Source organism: Uliginosibacterium sp. 31-12 (genome assembly GCF_030548425.1).
GTDB lineage: Bacteria > Pseudomonadota > Gammaproteobacteria > Burkholderiales > Rhodocyclaceae > Uliginosibacterium > Uliginosibacterium aquaticum.
In genome coordinates this window covers 598,572-617,644 of the sequence record NZ_JAUOOA010000001.1, presented here as the reverse complement: position 1 = coordinate 617,644, position 19,073 = coordinate 598,572, and the positions used below count along the sequence as shown (strand labels likewise).

19 protein-coding genes and 2 tRNA genes are annotated in these 19,073 nt (G+C 57.0%); 5 read left to right on the top strand and 16 right to left on the bottom strand.

Translation table 11 applies throughout. The features are described from left to right. Window positions 1–9 precede the first annotated feature (9 nt). Together Q3Y64_RS02845 and Q3Y64_RS02840 are read left to right on the top strand one after the other, a co-directional pair. Entirely contained in the window at window positions 10–2,568 is a 2,559-nt protein-coding gene (locus Q3Y64_RS02845) for a [protein-PII] uridylyltransferase (protein WP_303560044.1), read from the top strand. 576 nt (window positions 2,569–3,144) lie between these two features. Continuing rightward, on the top strand, window positions 3,145–4,170 hold the full coding sequence (locus tag Q3Y64_RS02840; RefSeq protein WP_303560042.1) for an Ldh family oxidoreductase: 1,026 nt from the start codon (window positions 3,145–3,147) through the stop codon (window positions 4,168–4,170). 266 nt (window positions 4,171–4,436) lie between these two features. Here the strand turns inward: Q3Y64_RS02840 and lexA are convergent, their stop codons facing one another. From lexA to mltG, 8 genes are all read right to left on the bottom strand, one after another. Continuing rightward, entirely contained in the window at window positions 4,437–5,069 is a 633-nt protein-coding gene (gene lexA / locus Q3Y64_RS02835) for a transcriptional repressor LexA (RefSeq protein WP_303560041.1), read from the bottom strand. A gap of 181 nt (window positions 5,070–5,250) precedes the next feature. Then, on the bottom strand, window positions 5,251–7,185 hold the full coding sequence (locus tag Q3Y64_RS02830) for a SurA N-terminal domain-containing protein (protein WP_303560039.1): 1,935 nt from the start codon (window positions 7,183–7,185) through the stop codon (window positions 5,251–5,253). Window positions 7,186–7,226: 41 nt separating this feature from the next. Beyond that, a tRNA-Asp gene (locus Q3Y64_RS02825) sits at window positions 7,227–7,303 on the bottom strand. Between the two features lie 34 nt (window positions 7,304–7,337). Next, a tRNA-Val gene (locus tag Q3Y64_RS02820) sits at window positions 7,338–7,413 on the bottom strand. A gap of 34 nt (window positions 7,414–7,447) precedes the next feature. Beyond that, window positions 7,448–7,720: an HU family DNA-binding protein gene (locus Q3Y64_RS02815; RefSeq protein ID WP_101943449.1), complete on the bottom strand. Its 273-nt coding sequence runs from the start codon at window positions 7,718–7,720 to the stop codon at window positions 7,448–7,450. Window positions 7,721–7,903: 183 nt separating this feature from the next. Further along, window positions 7,904–8,965: a DNA polymerase III subunit delta' gene (holB, locus tag Q3Y64_RS02810; protein WP_101943448.1), complete on the bottom strand. Its 1,062-nt coding sequence runs from the start codon at window positions 8,963–8,965 to the stop codon at window positions 7,904–7,906. Beyond that, the gene (gene tmk, locus Q3Y64_RS02805; RefSeq protein ID WP_101943447.1) at window positions 8,962–9,582 is read right to left on the bottom strand and encodes a dTMP kinase; all 621 of its coding nucleotides are present in this window, start codon (window positions 9,580–9,582) and stop codon (window positions 8,962–8,964) included. The genes holB and tmk overlap by 4 nt, the downstream gene beginning before the upstream one ends. Continuing rightward, window positions 9,579–10,583 (bottom strand): endolytic transglycosylase MltG, encoded by a 1,005-nt coding sequence (gene mltG / locus Q3Y64_RS02800; RefSeq protein WP_101943694.1) that lies wholly within the window; start codon window positions 10,581–10,583, stop codon window positions 9,579–9,581. The genes tmk and mltG overlap by 4 nt, the downstream gene beginning before the upstream one ends. A gap of 88 nt (window positions 10,584–10,671) precedes the next feature. Here mltG and Q3Y64_RS02795 point away from each other — a divergent pair, with 88 nt between their 5' ends. Continuing rightward, complete coding sequence (locus Q3Y64_RS02795; RefSeq protein ID WP_101943446.1) at window positions 10,672–11,700, top strand: folate-binding protein YgfZ; 1,029 nt, start codon at window positions 10,672–10,674, stop codon at window positions 11,698–11,700. Here the strand turns inward: Q3Y64_RS02795 and Q3Y64_RS02790 are convergent. Genes Q3Y64_RS02790 through guaB form a run of 6 tightly spaced genes read right to left on the bottom strand, consistent with a single transcriptional unit; the run spans window position 11,697 to window position 17,260 of the window. Then, a complete protein-coding gene (locus Q3Y64_RS02790) occupies window positions 11,697–12,176 on the bottom strand; it encodes a L,D-transpeptidase (protein ID WP_101943445.1) in 480 nt (159 codons plus the stop codon). The genes Q3Y64_RS02795 and Q3Y64_RS02790 overlap by 4 nt on opposite strands. A gap of 11 nt (window positions 12,177–12,187) precedes the next feature. Then, on the bottom strand, window positions 12,188–12,658 hold the full coding sequence (gene tadA, locus Q3Y64_RS02785) for a tRNA adenosine(34) deaminase TadA (RefSeq protein WP_101943444.1): 471 nt from the start codon (window positions 12,656–12,658) through the stop codon (window positions 12,188–12,190). Beyond that, entirely contained in the window at window positions 12,655–12,870 is a 216-nt protein-coding gene (locus Q3Y64_RS02780) for a DUF6116 family protein (RefSeq protein ID WP_216821765.1), read from the bottom strand. The genes tadA and Q3Y64_RS02780 overlap by 4 nt, the downstream gene beginning before the upstream one ends. 10 nt (window positions 12,871–12,880) lie before the next feature. Then, the gene (gene guaA, locus Q3Y64_RS02775; protein ID WP_101942742.1) at window positions 12,881–14,434 is read right to left on the bottom strand and encodes a glutamine-hydrolyzing GMP synthase; all 1,554 of its coding nucleotides are present in this window, start codon (window positions 14,432–14,434) and stop codon (window positions 12,881–12,883) included. A 6-nt stretch (window positions 14,435–14,440) separates the two neighbouring features. Further along, entirely contained in the window at window positions 14,441–15,739 is a 1,299-nt protein-coding gene (locus Q3Y64_RS02770; RefSeq protein ID WP_101942741.1) for an MFS transporter, read from the bottom strand. Between the two features lie 54 nt (window positions 15,740–15,793). After that, window positions 15,794–17,260: an IMP dehydrogenase gene (gene guaB, locus Q3Y64_RS02765; RefSeq protein ID WP_101942740.1), complete on the bottom strand. Its 1,467-nt coding sequence runs from the start codon at window positions 17,258–17,260 to the stop codon at window positions 15,794–15,796. On the opposite strand from guaB, the gene Q3Y64_RS02760 reads away from it, so the two are divergent. Next, window positions 17,259–17,861, top strand: a complete 603-nt coding sequence (locus tag Q3Y64_RS02760; RefSeq protein WP_101942739.1) for a DUF4124 domain-containing protein — start codon at window positions 17,259–17,261, stop codon at window positions 17,859–17,861. The two genes, guaB and Q3Y64_RS02760, sit on opposite strands and share 2 nt — an antisense overlap. Window positions 17,862–17,987: 126 nt before the next feature. Next, complete coding sequence (locus Q3Y64_RS19475; protein WP_368506636.1) at window positions 17,988–18,230, top strand: transposase domain-containing protein; 243 nt, start codon at window positions 17,988–17,990, stop codon at window positions 18,228–18,230. 77 nt (window positions 18,231–18,307) lie between these two features. Here the strand turns inward: Q3Y64_RS19475 and Q3Y64_RS02755 are convergent, their stop codons facing one another. After that, window positions 18,308–18,607, bottom strand: a complete 300-nt coding sequence (locus Q3Y64_RS02755) for an RnfH family protein (RefSeq protein WP_101942738.1) — start codon at window positions 18,605–18,607, stop codon at window positions 18,308–18,310. After that, window positions 18,604–19,059: a type II toxin-antitoxin system RatA family toxin gene (locus tag Q3Y64_RS02750; protein ID WP_303560022.1), complete on the bottom strand. Its 456-nt coding sequence runs from the start codon at window positions 19,057–19,059 to the stop codon at window positions 18,604–18,606. The genes Q3Y64_RS02755 and Q3Y64_RS02750 overlap by 4 nt, the downstream gene beginning before the upstream one ends. Window positions 19,060–19,073 lie beyond the last annotated feature (14 nt).

Below are 19,073 nucleotides of genomic sequence, written 5' to 3'. Positions count from 1 at the left end.
GTCGTCCGTATGAGTCGAGAAATTGTCGAAAGGCTGCGCGCCCGCCTACTGCAAGGCCAGCGCTCGATCCGCAATGAATATGAACAGCACGGCACCCCAACCAGGATGCTGCACAGCCGATCAAAGCTGGTCGACGGCATATTGATCGAACTCTGGCAGGTGACCGGAATGCCAACCGATGCCACGCTGGTCGCAGTGGGCGGCTATGGCCGTGGAGAGCTTTATCCTTGCTCTGACGTCGACATCCTTGTCTTACTCGGAGGAGACGCAGATCCTGCGCTGAGCGAACGCATCCAGCAGTTCATTGGCCAACTCTGGGATCTTGGTCTGGATATCGGCCACAGCGTGCGCACCGTGGAGGAGTGCATTGAAGAAGCCACCCGCGACGTCACCGTGCAGACAAATCTACTCGAATCTCGTCGCCTCACGGGCAGCCAAGCGCTCTATCGGCATTTTGTTACCGGAACCACTGGCTGCTTTGACCCTGAGAGCTTCTTTCACGCCAAGCGGGCCGAGCAAGAGCAGCGCTACAACCGCTTCAACCACACGCCTTACGCTGTCGAACCCAACTGCAAGGAGAGTCCGGGCGGCTTGCGTGATCTTCAGACCATCATCTGGATAGCGCTTGCGTCAGGCCTCGGCACACGCTGGAGCGAGCTGGCTCGGCATGGCCTCATCACGCGTGAGGAAGTGAATGCACTACGCAAGAATGAGCGCCTCCTGCAGCAGGTGCGTATCCGCCTTCACTACATTGCCAATCGCCGTGAAGATCGGCTGATCTTCGATCATCAGGAGGCATTGGCCAAAGCCTTCGGCCTCAAGGCGACCAAGGCGCGCCGCGCTTCAGAAGTGATGATGCAGCGTTACTACCTAGCAGCCAAGAAAATCACCCAGCTCAACACTATCCTGCTGCAAAACCTAGGCGCTCGCTATCAACCGCTATCCTCCTGGCAGGCTCATAGCCTCAATGAACGCTTTCAAAGCCTGGGCGATCAGTTAGACATTGTTGACGACGCTCTCTTCGAGCGTCATCCCAGTGCAATCCTCGAAGCCTTTCTGCTGATGGAGCAGCACGCCGAGCTTAAGGGCATGACGGTTCGGACTCTACGCGCCCTCTGGCACGCCCGCAAACTAATCACGCCGGCCTTTCGTCGTGATTCGACAAACCGCGGCTTGTTCCTACAACTACTGCAAGAGCCCCGCGGCCAAACTCATGAGTTCCGTCGTCTGAATCAGTACAGCATCCTGGGCACCTACTTGCCTAATTTCGGCCGCATTGTTGGCCAGATGCAGCACGATCTGTTCCATGCCTACACCGTAGATCAGCACATCCTGCAGGTGCTGCGTAACGTGCGCCGCTTCCTGATGGAGGAGCATGCTCATGAATATCCTCTGATGACCCGGTTGGCGAGTGAATTCGAGCGCCCTTGGCTATTGTTCGTCGCAGCCCTCTTCCACGACATCGCCAAAGGGCGTGGCGGTGATCACTCAACACTGGGAATGGCCGACGCGCGCCGTTTCTGTCGCGAACACGGCCTTTCGAAAGAGGACAACCAACTGGTGGTCTGGCTCGTCCAGCACCACCTGACAATGTCACAGATTGCTCAGAAACAGGACTTGTCAGACCCGGACGTTATCCGAAAATTTGTTGCACTGGTCAGAACGGAACGCCGTCTGGCTGCGCTATACATCCTGACCCACGCCGACATTCGCGGCACCAGCCCCAAGGTATGGAATGGCTGGAAGGCCAATCTGCTCGAAGCGCTATTTCTGGCATCGCGCCAGTTGCTCCGCGGGAAACAGCCGGATCAAGTAATGGGTATTTCAGAGCGGCAGGAAGCCGTACGACAGAAGCTTCGCTTCTTCGGCTTGCGCCCAGACTCGGAAAGCGCCTTCTGGCGAGAGCTCGACACACTGTACTTCTTGCGCCACGACGCTGACGAGATCGCCTGGCATACGCGGATGCTGTATTACCGACCACGGAGTGAAGAGCCTGTCGTAAAAGCTCGACCAAGCCAAGTCGAAGCCGGCATCCAAGTCATGGTATACACCCGCGACCAACAGGATCTGTTCGTCAGGTTGTGCGCTTTTTTTGCGCGCATGGGTTACAGCATCGTGGATGCAAAGATTCACACCACCAGCAACGGCTACGCGCTGGACAGCTTTGTCGTCATGGACCCCAATGAGCGAGACAGTTATCGAGATGTAATCGCATTAATAGAGCATGAACTCTCCGCTAAGTTAGCGCGTACCGATGTGGTTGACGCGCCATCCAGCGGCCGTCTGTCACGCCAACTCAAGCACTTCCCGATCGCTCCCTCCGTCTCCTTGCAGCCAGATGAACGCGGGCAGCACTACATCCTGTCGATCATTGCAGCCGATCGCCCCGGTCTGCTATTTCTGATTGCAAGAATCCTGGCCGCACATGAAGTGAATCTCCACACAGCAAAAATTGCCACACTTGGCGAACGTGCCGAGGACACATTTCTGGTGAGCGGCCCCTTGCTGGGGAATAGCGCCAAAACAGTTCAGCTCGAAGCAGATCTTCTCGAAGCGCTGAAGATCTAGGCTGGACTACACGAGGCTGACTACGCCACTAATCGCTCAGCCAGCCTCGTGACGACAAAGAATAAGAGCCTCGACTTCACTCAGATCCTCCTTGCGCACGCTGCCGGAATCTTCCTGCAAACTAACACTCATCTCCGCGATTCGTCGCAACGAACGCAAGTCATCCTCCTCACTCCTCAAGCCCGCGCATGCACGCTCGAGCAAGGCATTCATAGCTAGTAGCTGAAGCCTACAGGCACCCAACTCAACTTTCCTTAGATCCACACACCCTCCTCTCTTGGAATCAGCACTCTGGATCAACAACTCGCAAAAGACTCTCATCACCTTGCTCCGGGAGCCTCTTTCAGAAGCTAGAAAGATGACAGAGCTGCCTCCGGACTTCACGACTAGAACATAAGCGGGCCGCTTTACAGCGGCCCGAAACCGAGAAACACAGGAGTCTTGATACTGGCGCCTGTAAGGGAGTAACGTCCGCCAAGGAGAAATCTTGAGCCTGCGTGGCAATCCGTAGGCACTAGCCCCAGGAACAAGAGCTTTGGAGGGGATTTACACTTCAGACTTTCCAGAAAGGCCCCCATGGACACGCCAATCCGAATCGATCATCAACAACTCGCTAGACTTATCTCAAATGTCTTGGAACGAGCGGGAATGGAAGCCGTAATGGCAGCCGAAGAAGCATCAATAATGATCGAAGCGGACCTGCATGGAGTTCCTTCTCATGGCGTGCGGATGCTTCCAGGACTGCTCGCCGCGCTTAAAGACGGGCGCGCCACTGCCAAACCGCAGATCAGCCTGAAAACTGGCTTCGCTGCTACTTGCATGATGGATGGTGATAATGGCCCCGGCCGCAGCGTTTCAATCCGCGCAATGGATCAGGCAGTTGAGCGCGCACGCGAATTCGGCATTGGCGCATGCCTCGCCATGCATACAACTCATTGGGGGCGTGCTCATGCTTACGCCTGCCACGCCGCACAAGCCGGCATGATCGGTTTATGCACAACCAATGCCATGCCGACCATGGCCGCCTGGGGAGCCACAAGCAAGATTATTGGCAACAATCCACTTGCCATAGCACTGCCACGCAGCAACGGAGCGGAGCCTCTTGTACTGGATATAGCGATGAGCCAAGCCGCTGTCGGCAAGGTCGGAACTTGGCTACGAGAGGGGCGGGAGCTGCCAGCGGGGTGGGGCCTTGATGCCAATGGACAGCCCAGCACGGACGCGAAAGCGATCCTGTGCGGCGCAGTGTTACCGTTTGGCGGTCATAAAGGTGCAGGTCTGGCGCTGATAATGGAACTCATGACCGCTGCACTGGCTGGCGGAGCTTTCGGCCATGAAATTGTAGAAAAGGATCGCAGCGGCCTCGATCCGAACTCCTGCAAGCTCTTCATCGCAATGAATCCGGATGCGTTTGGAGGGCTTGAAACCCTGCATGTGCGAGTGGACAGCTATCTAAGCTACCTTGGTGAAGCCGCCCGCCCATTTACATGGCCGGGCGAGCGCGGCTGGCAGGAGCGCAAGCACAATCTGCTTGCTGGCGTCCCCTTACACCCGGAAATTTTTGCACAGCTCCAGTCGCTTGGGCTGCGCATAGAAGCTTGATTTCAGCGAGACAAACCCAGACGCCCCTCTTCGTATTGCGCGAGGAGGCCCCAGCTGCGGCCACGTCGGCGTACAACGTCAAGAATCGCCATCGGCTTGATTGACATCCGTACGGCCAATGCAGCCTCCCCAGTGATGGGCTTGCACGCTTGAGCCTGTGCCAGCAAAGGACTGTGAGCAACGACTGAATAGTTGTGTGACGACTTCATTTGCTACAACTCCTTGATTTCCTGAAATTATGGAACACCCAGAAAGGACAAAAACTCTTAAAGACGCGTAAATACATCGCGAATCAAACCAACGGCAAGTCCTTCAATGACCAGTGCTTGGTCCTTGGTATTGATCACGATTGGTTGAAAATCCGGGTTTTCTGCAATCAACTCGACAATGCCGTGCGGGCGACGCTGCAATCGCTTCACTGTCACCTCATCCTCTACCCGAGCCACAACAATCTGACCATCCCGCGCTTCACTGCAGCGATGAACAGCAAGTAAATCTCCTTCCAGAATGCCCGCATTGATCATGGAGAGTCCGCGCACCTGCAATAAGTAGTCAGCTCTTGGAGAGAACATACCGGGATCCACCGGCAAGTGACGCTGGATATGCTCCTGAGCCAGAATGGGCGAGCCTGCCGCGACACGTCCAATCAGAGGCAAGCCTTTCTCCTGCTCCTGCTCAATCGCATCCTGCAGCAGGCGGATACCACGTGCAGAGCCCGACTCCAGCCTGATAGCTCCTTTTTGCGCCAATGCACGCAAATGGCTCTCAGCAGCATTCGGCGACGCAAAGCCAAAAGCCGCAGAAATTTCAACGCGGGTAGGAGGAATGCCGCTCTCGACAATTTTCCCGCGGATAAAATCCAGAATGTCCTGCTGGCGTCGGGTAAGTTCGTTATTCATGTTTGGCTCCTGTGCACAAATGTATTTTTATACAGTACTGTATAAAAAATCAAGTACATTTTTGTGCAGCCAGTGTTTAGCACCTCACACTCACCATCAGGCGCTTAGAACTCTGATCATCAGGCACCAGAAATGAAAAAGCCCGCGCTTATGCGCGGGCTTTTTCATCAACAAAACTTGGTCAGTCTGCCTTCGTTGCTTCACGCGTCTTGACTTGCACTCCTTGGCGATTGCGGATACCGGCAATGTAAGCACGCAAGTCTTCCTGACCCAAAGTCAATGCAAACTGACGCCGCGCCTCCACCAACTCAGCCGGAGCAACTTCCGCCCCTTTATTCACCTTCTCGATACGGTACACCGAGTAGGCATCGCCATGAGCACTGCCTGCGTAAACCGGAAATTTGTCAGTCGAAACCGCAAAAATAGCTTTGCGTGAATCGGCGCTCAACTCGGGGCTTCCACGCTTTACGCTCTTTGCTGATTTCCATCCTCCTGACACGACTTCGCCAGCCTGCAGTTTCTTGAGGGCAACCTCGCCGTCAGCCAAAGCAAGCCTGGAAGCCTCTTCGGCACGCGCCAACTCTTCGGCCTGCGACTTCACTTCATCAAAACTACGTGTCGCAACCGGCTTATGATCCAGAATGCGGGCAGAAATGACCACCCCATTTCCCAGATCAACCGCTTCGGTATTGCGCCGATTCTGCAGGGAGTCAGCCGAAAACAAAGCCGCCTGAAGTTTGGCGTTACGAAGCAGCGGAGGCAACGCCTCACGCGCCAGCCAATCGGTCTGAACCAGTGGCAAAGAGAACTTGTCAGCCACCGGCTTCAACGCATCCGGCTGCTCGTAAACCATGTTCCCGAACTGGTCTGCCAACTCTGCAAAGCGCTGATTACCCATCTGCTTACGCGCCCCGGCCATAGCATCAGCCTTGACTTCGTCATAACTCTTGGCTTTGCCGCCACGACTATCAGTCAGCTGGATGATGTGATAGCCAAACTCAGTTTCCACCAGGCCCGAAATCTCACGCTGCTTCAAAGCAAAGGCAGCATCCTCGAAAGGCTTGACCATTGCGCCGCGACCGAAAAAGCCCAGATCGCCACCCTTTTCGGCAGATCCAGGATCATCTGAAGCACTCTTGGCAAGCTCAGCAAACTTGGCCGGCATCGATTTCACTTGAGCCAGAATGTCTTCCGCTTTCTTGCGCGCGGCAGCCCGAACCTCAGGCTTTGCATCAGCAGGCACCTGGACCAGAATATGGCTGGCACGGCGCTCTTCCGAACCCTCAAATGCCTTCTGGTTTTCGTCGTACCACTTGCGGGCGTCCGCCTCAGTAACATTCAGATTACGCGTAATGCTTTCGAGACTCAGCTGAATGTACTCAAGTCTTACCTGCTCCGGCGTCTGGAAGCGCGCCTGGTTAGCATCGTAGTATTTGCGCGCTGCATCATCAGTCAACTTGACCTTGCTAGCGTAACCCGCAGCATCGAATACCAGCTCAGCCACGCTACGCTCTTCTGCTTCAAGCGCCAGGAAGTACTGCACACTGGGCGCAGGCGCAAATGCACTGTATGCAATCGGAAGCATGAGCTGTTGCTGCGCCATCCCTTCCCGTACTCGCTGCTCAAAGGCGGCTGGCGTTAGACCCATGGCACGCACCCTAGCTTCATACATGGGGAAGGAGAACTGGCCGTTTTCCTGAAACTCGCGCTCGCTCTTGATGTAGCTCTGCACGGCTTCCGCGCTGACCACCAAACGGCTATCAGCGATGCTGCCCTTGAGCGCCGTCTCGTTGATCAGGCGGTCAAGAACTGCTGTCTTGAATGCAGGGCTTTCTACGTAGGCCTTGTCAAACGCTCCACCCAGCTGCTCGCGCAAGGAGTTCTCCTGATCACGCACAGCTTGATCCAACTGGTAGCTCGAAATTTCCACCTTGCCCACCTTTGCGACCGCATCGGCACCCGGGCCGCCATTGCGGAAATAGGCATCAACGCCGAAGAAGGCAAAGGGCAGCGTAATCAGCGCCAGAAAGAGCTGGACAATTTTGGGATTATTACGAACGGCGTCAAACATGATTGATGAGCGACCAGTAAGAAGTTGCAGGATGAAGACCGGCACATATGACAAAGGCGAACCGTGGTTCGCCTTTGTCTTGAATCTGGCGGAGTGGACGGGACTCGAACCCGCGACCCCCGGCGTGACAGGCCGGTATTCTAACCGACTGAACTACCACTCCGCGAAAACCTGAAACACAGCAAGCACCGGATACTTGGTGGGCGCTGACGGGCTCGAACCGCCGACATCCTCCTTGTAAGGGAGGCGCTCTACCAACTGAGCTAAGCGCCCCCAACCGAAGCGCTACCAGCGCTCACTAAGCCGATCAGTTTAAAGCATCTTTCAATGCTTTGCCAGGGCGAAATTTAGGAACTTTTGCTGCCTTGATCTTGATCGCAGCGCCAGTACGGGGGTTACGGCCTGTTCGAGCAGCGCGTTTTCCGACAGAAAATGTCCCGAAGCCGACGAGCGTGACATCATTGTTCTTCTTCAGGGATTGCTTGATGGCTGCGATGGCGGCATCCAGAGCCCGCCCAGCGGCTGCCTTCGAAATATCTGCCTGCTTCGCGATGACTTCTACCAATTCGGATTTGTTCACAACAACCCCCTCGATGTTTGAGCGTTGAAACTGCGATAGTCATTCCATCAATCGCCGGTACGATATCTCACTCCGGCGGCAAACCTTTGTCAGAACCGGTTTTATAACAAGCCCCCTCATTGATGGTCAAGCCGCAGCGCCGCGTAAGCCGCCGAAATGAGCTGGCTCTATCCAGGGCCCGACTCAGCGGGTCAATAAGCGCCGGTACAGATTTAGAGCGATTTCCTCAAGAAACAAGCGTTGATTAAGCGGGTGTTGCGCCAACGGACGATGGGCGTTCATCTCCCGATAGCAGTGCAGCCATGCATCCCCATTACCGCGCGCCAATTGCTGCAATTCAGCAGCATGATCGGCAAAAAAACGAGGCGACAAACCCTGAGCCACCCGCACCCCATCACTGAGCCAGCGCTGCAGCCAGGACAACAAAACACTCATCGTGAAGCCAGCCTCGGCAGCCCCTTTGGCCTTCAGGCGCGCTTCCCAGTCAGCAGCGAGGCGCAAAGGATCGCGCCCACGCATATTGGACAAGTCGGCTGCAAGTTGCTGGCGAGAGAGCTGCAGCGGTCCTGAGGCGAGTTCTCTAGCCGCCAATGGCAGACCACTGGCAAACCCGAGCAGCGCTGGATTGACAATGCCTGCACGCTTCATCCATCCCACGGCCTCAGCGGTATCCGGACGCGGAAAGTCGATCACTTGGCAACGACTGCGGATAGTCGGCAACAAACGACGAGGCGCATGACTAAGCATCAAATACATAGCCAAGCCGTTCGGCTCTTCGAGCGACTTCAATAGGGCATTTGCAGCAGCCGTATTCATGGCCTCAGCCGGATCGACAATAACAATCCGGCGCCCCCCTGCATGCCCGCCCGCCCCCACTTCAAGCGAAGCCTGAAGACCGCGCACCTGGTCAATGACGATCTGGGTGGATTTCGCCTTTTCCTTTTTCCCCCCGTCACCACCCTCCCCTTCATCATCAGCCAGAGCTTCGTCAGCCGCTGGAATCAGGGTAAAAAAATCTGGATGATTCCCCGAAGCAATCCAGGTGCAATCCGGGCACTGACCGCAGGCGCTCCCGTGAGCACCCGGCTGCTGACACAGCAATGCTCGCGCCAGATGCTCGGCAAACAAACGCTTGCCACTTCCTGATGGACCACAAAACAACAAGGCATGCGGCAAGCGCCCATCACGCGCCCGCAGATCACGCCACAAGGGTTGCAACCATTCCGGCAAAGCTTCAAGACTCATGCGAAACGCTCCTCCAAATGGACCAGCACATCCGCACAAACAAGCTCTGGCTCACGCGCTGAATTGATCACGACAATCCGCCCGCCACTTTGCTCTGCGCGCAAGAGATAAGCATTGCGCACCCGCTCGAAAAAATCTCTTTGCTCGAGTTCAAAGCGGTCTGCATGCGCCCGACCACTGACCAAACGCTGTGCCGCGATTTCAGGCGGCAGATCAAACAGGAAAGTCAGATCCGGCTGAAGCCCAGGATGCACCCACGCCTCCAGCTCCAAAAATTTTTCCGCGGGCAGCCCCCGCCCGCCACTTTGATAGGCAAAAGTCGCGTCGCTGAAACGGTCGCATACAACCCAAGCCCCTCGCTTCAAAGCTGGCTCGATGAGTTGCACCAAATGCTCGCGACGCGCCGCAAACATCAGTAAAGCCTCGGTTTCGAGATGCATGGATTCGTGTAGCAGAAGTTCGCGCAATTGTTCCCCAAGCGGCGTACCACCAGGCTCTCGCGATTGCACGACCTCGTAAGCGTGCGAACGCACCCAGTCTATGGTGGCTGCAATCTGGGTACTCTTACCAGCACCATCAATACCCTCAAAGGTGATGAAACGGCCACGCATCGTCATGATTTCCTGCCTGCTCTCTGGTAGCGCGCCACAGCGCGGTTATGTTCATCCAGCGTACGTGAGAACTCGCTGCTGCCATCACCCCGTGCCACGAAGTAAAGATAATTGCTGGGAACGGGATTCAAGGTAGCCTGCAAGGCAGCCTGTCCCGGCAATGCTATGGGAGTAGGTGGCAAGCCGGCGCGTGTATAGGAGTTGTACGGAGTATCGGCCTGCAAATCGCGCCGGCGAAGATTGCCATCGAAGCTAGCTCCCATGCCATAGATGACAGTAGGGTCACTCTGCAAGGGCATGCCAATGCGCAAGCGATTGATGAATACCGACGCTATCAAAGCCCGGTCCGCGGCTCGACCCGTTTCTTTTTCGACCACAGAGGCCAGGATCAAGGCCTCGTACGGCATCTTAAAAGGCAACCCCGCCGCTCGCTTTTCCCAAGCGTCCCGCAGCACCCCATCCATCCTCTGGCGAGCGCGCAGCAGCAAGTCGAAGTCACTGGCGCCGCGCGAAAAACTGTAGGTGTCGGGGGCAAAGAGACCTTCTGGAGTCTTACCAGCGAGATCGAGCCGGTGCATGAGCTCTGCATCGCTTAATTGGGCTGAGTCATGCTTCAGCTCAGGGTGAGTATTGAGCACGGCGCGCAGGCGGGCAAAACTCCAACCCTCGACAATCGTGACATCTGCGTACGCATTGGCGCCCGTCGACATCAATTGGACTAGCTCCCAGGCCGTAATCGGCTTGTCGATACGATAGCTGCCAGCCTTGATACGAATGGAGTGCCCTGAAAGGCGAGCCAGCCAGGTCAGCACTGGCGGCCAGACATTAATGCCTGCATCAGCCACCGTGCGCGAAACTTGCTTCATGGAATCACCACGCACAATCTCGAAATCCACGGCGTTGCTCCGCATGGTCAGCGGCTGACTACCTAACCACGCACCAGTCGCAAGCAGCAGAACGCTCAGCAATACACACAGCTTCAGGAAACGGACAAGAATGCGCAGCATCGACAATACGAAGGGCTTGAAGCCGGGCGGGCCCGGCGGCCTCGTATAATAACGGAAACCCCCAGACAGCCCCCTCCGGACAAATACCATGACCTCAGAATGGCAAGCATTTCTGCAAACCCAAGGCGCCAGCTTCGACGCGGCGTACGTAAGCTTTCTCCCCGCTCGTGACGAAACAGCGCTCGCTGCCAACGATACGGTTCTCACGCCACTGAGCCACCTTGGCCTGATTTCGGCTACCGGCGAAGAATCCGCCAGCTTCCTGCACAACCTCGGCTCAAATGATGTCAAGAAACTTCCGCCTGGACGTGCTCAGCACAACAGCCTGAACAGCCCCAAAGGCCGCATGCTGGCAAGCTTCATTGCCTGGCACAGCACGGATGGCTATCTGCTGGCACTGTCCGCAGACCTGCACGCCAGCATCCTGAAGAAGCTGTCGATGTACGTACTCCGCGCCAAGGTGAAACTTGCAGACGCCAGCAGCGAGCGCGTCCTGCTGGGGCTGGCAGGCACGGGAGCCGGCGCCGCACTTGCGGCGGCGGGGCTTGCTGAACCCAGTAACGCGCTGGATGTATCACAAGGAGAGGCGCGCGTGATCCACCTCGACGGATCACGCTACATCATTGATTGCCCTGCACAAAACGTTGAAAAGCTCTGGCAAGCATTGACCGGCGCCGGCGCCAAACCAGCCGGTACTGCGGCTTGGCGCTGGCTGGACATTCAGGCTGGCCTGCCACTGATAACATCAAAGACACAAGACGAATTCGTGGCCCAGATGCTCAACTTCGAATTGCTCGGCGGGGTGAACTTCCAGAAGGGCTGCTACCCCGGGCAGGAAATCGTTGCGCGCACGCAATATCTCGGCAAGCTGAAGAAACGCATGTATCGCGCGCATCTCGCCTCAGCCGACAATGCGGACATCGGCAACGATCTGTATGCGCCGGAGTTCGGCGCACAATCATGCGGCAAGCTGGTCGCGCTGGAACCCTCGCCTGTTGCAGGCGTGGATCTGCTGGCCGTGATGCAGATCTCGGCCTTCGAAGCTGGCGAAGTACATCTTGGCGCACCAGACGGCCCGCTCCTGAGCCTGGCCCCCCTGCCCTACTCGATCGACTAGGCCTCGATCAGCACTAGCGTACCGACCGGGACTAAATCGAAGAGCTCGATAACATCCCGGTTGCGCATGCGTATACAACCATGCGAGGCGGGCACGCCCATCGGCTCACTGTCTGGTGTGCCGTGAATGTAAATGTAGCGGCGCATGCTATCGACGCCCCCCAACCGATTGCTGCCAATTTCGGTACCGGACAGCCACAGAATTCGGCTCAGGATCCAATCCCGCTCAGGAAATTGAGCATGAAGCTGTGGCGTCCAGATTTCTCCGGTCGGGCGACGCCCCTTGAAAACCGCATCTTGCGGCTGCCCTCCACCAATCTTGGCACGAACAAGGTGCTGCCCGCGTGGAGTCTGATAACTCCCGGCCTTCTCGCCAACGCCAAGCGCGGCAGTCGATATGGCATAGCGGCGGATGGTGGCCCCTGCCGCATCATGCAAAGTCATACTTTGGGTTTTGATACTGACGCGAAGATCCACGCCCTCTGCCCTCAGGCCGTCATCACGCGCTGGCGTTTAGCCGCGAAAAAGGCCGAGAGCATCTGCCCGCACTCCTCTGCCAGCACGCCACCCTCTATGCTCGCGTGATGATTAAGGCGATTCTCTGCATAGAGATCAAATACGCTGCCGGCCACGCCGGTTTTCGGATCCTTCGCGCCATACACCACCCGGGCAATCCGGGCATGAAAAATAGCGCCGCTGCACATTGCACAAGGTTCCAGCGTAACGTACAACTCGCATCCGGGTAATCGATAATTGCCAAGATTCGTCGCCGCATCGCGCAGCGCCATGACCTCAGCGTGCGCGGTCGGATCATGCCGACCAATCGGGTGATTGAAGCCCCGTCCAACGATCTGGCCATCCAGCACCACGAGCGCACCAACAGGCACCTCGTCCAGCGCGCCAGCTTCACGCGCCAAGGCCAGCGCTTCGCGCATGAAGTTTTCGTCTCGCTCACTCATTTAGGCTCCTTGCGCTGCTTCCATACGGCGAGCATCAGGGTCAACATGCCCAGCAGGACCTCATCCAGAAAGGGAATGAAATCCGGCAACAACAAGTCCAACAGGAACAACCCAAATGTCAGCAAGAACAATTGAGGAAAACGCAGGCGTTGCGCAAACCCGAGCAGCGCGCCGGGCAGAAACCTAGCCATCAGGCGCGAGAAAGCAGGCATGGGCCGCGCCTTATTCCCACTCGATCGTAGCCGGCGGCTTTCCCGACACGTCGTAGACCACGCGATTAATACCACGCACCTCGTTGATGATGCGGTTGCTGACCTTGCCCAGCAGCTCATAGGGTAGTTCGGCCCACTTGGCGGTCATGAAGTCAGAGGTGCACACAGCCCGCAGGGCTACGACGTATTCGTAGGTGCGGCCATCGCCCATCACGCCGACGCTCTTGACCGGCAGAAATACCGCGAAGGCCTGGCTGGTCTTATCGTACCAGTCGAAAGCGCGCAGCTCATCGATGAAGATGGCATCCGCGCGGCGCAGCAGGTCGCAGTATTCTTTCTTCACTTCGCCCAGCACGCGCACGCCAAGGCCCGGCCCCGGGAACGGGTGACGATAGACCATCTCGTGCGGCAGGCCCAGCGCCACGCCCAGCTCGCGCACTTCATCCTTGAACAGCTCGCGCAGCGGCTCCAGCAGGCTCAGCTTCAACGTATCCGGCAAGCCACCGACGTTGTGGTGACTCTTGATGGTGTGGGCCTTCTTGGTCTTGGCACCAGCCGACTCGATCACATCCGGGTAGATCGTGCCTTGCGCCAGCCACTTGGCGCTGGGCAGCTTGGCGGATTCGGCCTGGAAAACTTCAACGAACTCGCGGCCGATGATCTTGCGCTTGGCTTCCGGATCAGTCACGCCCGCAAGATGGCCCATGAACTGCTCGGTGGCGTTCACGTGGATGACCTTCACGCCAAGATGCTTGTTGAAGATGTTCATGACCTGCTCGCCTTCGTTCAGGCGCAGCAGACCGTTATCAACAAACACACAGGTGAGTTGGTCGCCAATCGCACGATGAATCAGCGCAGCCGCCACAGAAGAATCAACACCACCGGACAAGCCCAGAATTACTTCATCGGAACCGACCTGCTCGCGGATCTTCGCAACGGCCTGATCGATGTAGTTCGGCATGGTCCAGGACGGCTCCACCTTGCAGATCTGCAGCACGAAGCGATTAAGCATGTCACGCCCCTTGAGGGTGTGCGTCACCTCAGGGTGAAACTGCACGGCATAGAAGCCGCGGTCTTCATCAGCAATGGCTGCGATCGGACACGCCGCGTTGCTGGCGATGATTTTGAAGCCGGCAGGCAACGCGGTGACCTTGTCACCGTGGCTCATCCAGACTTCGAGGAATTTTTCCCCTGCATCGCCAGCCCGGTCTTCAAGGTGCTCAAACAACGCGCCGCCGTGCGACTGGATCTCCGCAAAACCAAACTCACGCACTTTGCCCGCTTCAACCTTGCCACCCAGCGCTTGCGCCATCCATTGCATGCCGTAGCAGATCCCCAGGACCGGCACGCCCAGTTCGAAAAGTTTCGGATCGGCCTGGTAATCACTCTCGTAAACCGAATTCGGACCGCCGGACAGGATGATGCCGGTGGGATTAAAGTCGCGAATGAAGTCGATGGAGACATCAAAGGAGTGCAGTTCGCAATAGACATGTGCTTCACGCACGCGACGTGCGATCAACTGGCTAACTTGGGAACCGAAATCGAGAATAAGGATCTTGTGCATGATGGATCAGGGCGTGGCGGAATCGGGAACAGAGGAAGCAGCGGCCGCAGCGGCCGCCAGCGTGGCTTTGTGCGTCATCAGATAACGCATGGCCAACACGGCAGCGGCGGCCTGCAGTGCAGCACAGAAAAAGAAAGGCGCGCCAACACGCCAGTCATGCGGCGGCAGATGCGAGACGGTGGCCAACAATGGAGCACCAAGCATTGGCGCTAGCACAGCCATCAGGCTATTGAGCGAAGATACAGCCCCCATGGTCTGCCCCTGATTATGGGCTTCAGCCGAGTTTGAAATCAGGCTTTGTACGGCAGCCATGGCGCCAAATGCCAGCACATTGCAGCCGATCACTGCGTACATCATCCAGCCCTGGGTCGCCATACCCCACAGGAAGTAAGCAACAGCCCCCGACGCAAGCCCGATCGCAGCCAGCTTGCGAGCACCGAACCAGCGCAAGAAATGTTTGAGCAGGAAACCCTGCACGATCACAGACATGACCCCTACCGCAAACAGCGACCAACCGTTTTCACCCGGCCCCCAGCCAAAGCGGAAGCTATTGGACAGAACCCAGCTTGTATGCAAGGTGAATTGGGCCAGCGAAGCCAGCGCAATCACTGCCACCAACGGCCCCACCCCCTTGAGTTGATTCAACTTGCGCAAGGATGCAACAGGATTAACCGCAGTACGCCATTGGATCGGCTTGCGACGCTCAAGCGGCAAAGATTCGGGCAGTACGAAATAACCATACAACCAGTTCAGGATAGCCAGCGAACCTGCGGCGAAGAACGGCAGATGCAAATTGATGGCACCAAGAATGCCGCCCATCACGGGGCCGAGAATAAAGCCCATGCCAAACATGGCCCCAAGCATGCCGAAGCGGCGCGCTCGCTGCTCAGGTGGTGTGATATCGGCCACATAGGCATTCGCCACCGCCGCATTGGCCTGCATGGCGCCGCCAACCAAGCGAACCGCCACCAGCATCCAAAGTGAAGTCGCCAAGGCTGTCGCAAAGAAATTCAGAGCCAAACCGCAGAAGCCAAGCAGCAGTACAGGACGTCGGCCATAGCGATCCGACAGCGCGCCAAGAAGCGGTGAGCCGATGAAGTTGGCAAAACCAAAAGCAAACGCCACTGCTCCATACCACCAGGCTTGCTCAACCGGATTACGGGTAAAACTGCCGACCAGCGCCGGCAACACCGGGATGATCAAACCGATCGAAATCATGTCGATCAGCACGGTGATCATGATGAAACCGATCCCCGCACTACGCCCCTTGGATTGCTGTTCAGGTGCAGATGCGGGGTGATTCATCAAGTAATTTCCGGAAGTCTTGAGAGCAGGCCGTCAGAAGACGGCCCGTGCAACTCAGTCCATGTGCTGGTAATTCGGCGCTTCCTTGGTGATCTGCACGTCATGGACATGAGACTCCCGGATACCTGCCGAAGTAATTTCCACGAATTCGGCCTTGGCGCGCATCTCTTCGATGCTGCTGCAGCCCACATAGCCCATCGAAGAGCGCAGGCCACCCATCAATTGATGGATTACCGCACCCACCGGTCCCTTGTAGGCCACGCGCCCCTCAATACCCTCTGGAACCAGCTTCTCAGCGTTACCGCCTTCGTTGTCCTGAAAGTAGCGATCCGCCGACCCCTGCTGCATGGCGCCGAGAGACCCCATACCGCGGTAAGACTTGTAACTGCGGCCTTGGAACAGCACAGTCTCACCCGGCGCCTCTTCGGTTCCGGCGAACAGACCGCCAAGCATCACGCAGTTGGCGCCAGCCGCAATGGCTTTGGAGATGTCACCCGAGTAGCGAATGCCACCATCGGCAATGAAAGGCACGCCGTGAGCCGCCAAGGCGTTGGCCACGTTATCGATTGCAGTGATTTGCGGCACGCCAACCCCGGCGACGATACGTGTCGTACAGATCGAGCCCGGACCGATACCAACCTTGACTGCATCGGCTCCGGCATCCACCAAAGCCAGCGCAGCGGCGGCTGTCGCAATATTGCCGCCGATCACTTCCACTTGCGGGAAATTCTTCTTGACCCAATTCACGCGGCTCAGCACACCTTGCGAATGACCATGCGCAGTATCCACCACGATCAGATCCACGCCCGCCTCAGCCAGCAACTCACAGCGCTCTTCAGTGCCTTCGCCCACACCCACCGCGGCCCCTACTCGCAAGCGGCCCTGAGCATCCTTGGCAGCAAGCGGATGCTCGGTCGCCTTCTGGATATCCTTCACCGTGATCAAGCCATACAGATCACCGTTAGCCTTAAGCACCAGCACACGTTCAAGGCGACTCTTGTGCATCAGCGCCTTAGCTTCGTCGAGCGACGCCCCTTCCTGGATAGTCACCAGACGCTCGCGCGGGGTCATGATGGACGATACAGGCTGATCGAGATTGGTTTCGAAGCGCAAATCACGGTTGGTGACGATGCCAACCACCTTCTTGCCTTCGACAACAGGCAAGCCTGAAATCTTGTGCTGGCGAGTAAGCGCAGTCACTTCACGAACGGTCAGCGTCGGCGGAATAGTGATCGGATCACGCAGGACACCGGATTCAAACCGTTTGACCCGCGCCACTTCCTGAGCCTGCTGCTTGGGTGTAAGGTTCTTGTGAATGATGCCGATACCACCCTCCTGCGCCAAAGCAATCGCCAGGCGGGATTCGGTTACGGTATCCATCGCTGCGGAAACCAGCGGAATGTTGAGGCTGATATTACGTGTCAGGCGCGTAGCAAGGCTGACGTCACGCGGCAGAACATTGGAATGGGCGGGGACCAGGAGAACATCGTCGAAGGTCAGCGCCTTCTGGATCAAACGCATGTTTATAATCCTTACCGGCAAATCGGCATTATACAGGCGGAGGGCCATCCGGCAAAACCGAGCGGCGGCCCTGCACTCCCTTCAAGGACTCACCATGAAACTGAAGCTTCTCGCCATCACCTTGGCCTGCACACTCCCTGTGGTAGCTGGCGCCCAAGTCTATACATGGAAAGACAGCAGTGGCCGCACCCATTTCTCTGACCAGCCGCCCCCCAACACTGATGCCAAAACCGTGCGCAACAACATGGTTCCAGAGCCTGCAGCCGCCCCCAAGAGCGCTGGCAGCCCTCCAGCAGCCAACGCCTCCGGCGTGCCTGAAGCAAAAGCCTCCGGCCCCAAAGGATGGGAGGAGCGCGACCGCGACTTCAAGCAGCGACAGGCCGAGAAAGCAGAAGCTGACGCAAAACTGAAGAAGGAACAAGAAGCCAAGGCCGACAAGGAGCGCTACTGCTCCGACCTGCGGCGCAACATAGCAATGCTCGAACGCGGTGGCCGAGTCGGCAAGGCCAACGAAAAAGGCGAAAACATCCCAATGGATGATTCACAGATGCAGGCTGAAATCTCTCGCAGCAAGGCACAACTGGCCAAGGACTGCAAGTAAGCCTGACTGTCAGCAAGGCCGCCTTCAGACCATTGCCGCCAAGTTAAGCCAAAGGCCCCCTCGGGGCCTTTGTTTTTTGTAAAGTGCAGGACATGACAACAAAGCTGAGCCCCTTGCAGCCAGTGGATGGCCCAGCCGCTGCAAGAGTACCTGAGCGACCCCCACGACGTTGAGCCCCCTGAGCAACGGAGTGGCCCGCAGCACTGGGTTGAGCAGGCATTACAGATGAGCAACATGGCTACTATGCGCAATCGTCGCTTGCCCACGAAGCAAGCCATCTGGCGGATGTTGGGGGTCGCTGCTCAGGGAGCACTCAATTGTGAGTGTGGCGGAGGTGCTGGAGCTCGCCTTGCCTGGACGGAACGATGAGCGCATCAGCTCCATCAAGAAAAATGCCGCTCAGGCTTAACTGAACAGCATTGCCGCGTTGCGGGCCTTTTGCGTTTTTACAGTTCTCCGCCACCCTTTTTCATGACCTTACCCTCTTCAGCACGTTTGCGACGCACCTCTTTCGGATCAGCAATCAAAGGGCGGTAGATTTCGATCCGGTCACCATCACGCAAAACCGTATCAAGTCGGCAAATTTTTCCATACACGCCGAATTTTCCTTGCTCGAGCGTGATCTCCGGGTGTTTCTGAAGCAGGCCACACGCTTTTAGCGCCTGCTCAATATTCGCACCCTCAGCCAGCTGCAGACTGACCAACTCCTGCTTTTCGGGCAAGGCATAACAGACTTCAATTTTCATTTGAATACAGCTCCGGAACCCTGAGCGGCCAACTGATCGGCGCGCCGGATAAAGGCCTCTACGAAACTGCCGGTAATCTGGCTGAACACCGGCCCCAACACCTTTTCAAGCAGGCTGCTGGAAAACTCGTAATGCAAAACAAACTCCACTTTGCAAGCCGCCTCAGTAAGCGGAGTGAAGTTCCACTCCCCATCAAGCTTGCGAAACGGTCCTTCGCGCAAACGCATGCGGATGCGCCGGCCAGGTTCGATTTCATTCACAGTAGAAAAATGCGCCTTGATCCCGTGATAGCGAATATGCACCACCGCCACCACATGCTCCACACTGCGCTCAAGTACCTCGCCCCCGCCACACCAGGGCAGAAAGGCTGCGTAATCCTCCACGCCATCAACGAGCCTGAACATAGCGTCGGCACCATGCTCAACAAGAACGGACTTTCTGATTTCGGCCATGCGATTGAGGCTGC

Bases quoted from the DNA above. Each gene is read 5' to 3' on its own strand.
- tadA (WP_101943444.1), bottom strand. From the start codon at position 12,658: ATGAGTGAGCGAGACGAAAACTTCATGCGCGAAGCGCTGGCCTTGGCG.
- guaA (WP_101942742.1), bottom strand. From the start codon at position 14,434: ATGCACAAGATCCTTATTCTCGATTTCGGTTCCCAAGTTAGCCAGTTG.
- Q3Y64_RS02780 (WP_216821765.1), bottom strand. From the start codon at position 12,870: ATGCCTGCTTTCTCGCGCCTGATGGCTAGGTTTCTGCCCGGCGCGCTG.
- Q3Y64_RS02770 (WP_101942741.1), bottom strand. From the start codon at position 15,739: ATGAATCACCCCGCATCTGCACCTGAACAGCAATCCAAGGGGCGTAGT.
- Q3Y64_RS02760 (WP_101942739.1), top strand. From the start codon at position 17,259: ATGTTTATAATCCTTACCGGCAAATCGGCATTATACAGGCGGAGGGCC.
- tmk (WP_101943447.1), bottom strand. From the start codon at position 9,582: ATGACGATGCGTGGCCGTTTCATCACCTTTGAGGGTATTGATGGTGCT.
- mltG (WP_101943694.1), bottom strand. From the start codon at position 10,583: ATGCTGCGCATTCTTGTCCGTTTCCTGAAGCTGTGTGTATTGCTGAGC.
- Q3Y64_RS19475 (WP_368506636.1), top strand. From the start codon at position 17,988: ATGGCCCAGCCGCTGCAAGAGTACCTGAGCGACCCCCACGACGTTGAG.
- Q3Y64_RS02795 (WP_101943446.1), top strand. From the start codon at position 10,672: ATGACCTCAGAATGGCAAGCATTTCTGCAAACCCAAGGCGCCAGCTTC.
- Q3Y64_RS02750 (WP_303560022.1), bottom strand. From the start codon at position 19,059: ATGGCCGAAATCAGAAAGTCCGTTCTTGTTGAGCATGGTGCCGACGCT.
- Q3Y64_RS02840 (WP_303560042.1), top strand. From the start codon at position 3,145: ATGGACACGCCAATCCGAATCGATCATCAACAACTCGCTAGACTTATC.
- lexA (WP_303560041.1), bottom strand. From the start codon at position 5,069: ATGAATAACGAACTTACCCGACGCCAGCAGGACATTCTGGATTTTATC.
- Q3Y64_RS02845 (WP_303560044.1), top strand. From the start codon at position 10: ATGAGTCGAGAAATTGTCGAAAGGCTGCGCGCCCGCCTACTGCAAGGC.
- Q3Y64_RS02755 (WP_101942738.1), bottom strand. From the start codon at position 18,607: ATGAAAATTGAAGTCTGTTATGCCTTGCCCGAAAAGCAGGAGTTGGTC.
- holB (WP_101943448.1), bottom strand. From the start codon at position 8,965: ATGAGTCTTGAAGCTTTGCCGGAATGGTTGCAACCCTTGTGGCGTGAT.
- guaB (WP_101942740.1), bottom strand. From the start codon at position 17,260: ATGCGTTTGATCCAGAAGGCGCTGACCTTCGACGATGTTCTCCTGGTC.